This is a genomic window from Flavobacterium sp. I-STPP5a (genome assembly GCF_009764685.1).
GTDB lineage: Bacteria > Bacteroidota > Bacteroidia > Flavobacteriales > Flavobacteriaceae > Flavobacterium.
The window spans coordinates 1-474 of record NZ_VHLM01000067.1 but is presented as its reverse complement, the minus strand read 5'-3'; the positions used below and the strand labels follow the sequence as shown (position 1 = coordinate 474).

At 29.3% G+C, this 474-nt stretch carries 1 protein-coding gene; it reads left to right on the top strand.

Annotated features, from left to right (window positions below; translation table 11 throughout):
* Positions 1-459: YceI family protein (locus FJV36_RS12890; RefSeq protein ID WP_158981182.1), on the top strand; the 459-nt coding region annotated here is incomplete at its 5' end.
* Positions 460-474 lie beyond the last annotated feature (15 nt).

Genomic DNA, 474 nt, shown 5'->3' with positions numbered 1-474 from the left:
GGTAAAAAAGTAACGGGTTCACATACTGGAACAATCAATTTACAAGATGGTGCTTTAGTATTCAAAGGAAAAGTTTTAAAAGGTGGAACTTTTAATGTTGACATGACAACTATTAATACTACCGATTTAAAAGCTGGTCAAGGTAAAGAAAATTTAGATGGACATTTAAAAGCTGAAGATTTCTTTGGTGTTGAAAAACACAAAACAGCCAACTTAGTTTTCAAAAATATTAGCGGAAAAGGAAAAGGTTTATATACTGTAACTGCTGATTTAACAATCAAAGGAATTACTAAACCAATTACTTTTGATATTACAGTTAAAGGAAACACTGCAACTACAACTTTAAAAGTTGATAGAACTAAATATGATATTAAATATGGCTCAGGTTCATTTTTCTCTGACTTAGGAGACAAAACAATTAACGACGAATTTGAATTAAAAGTTAACTTAGCTTGGTAATTATCAAACTATAGT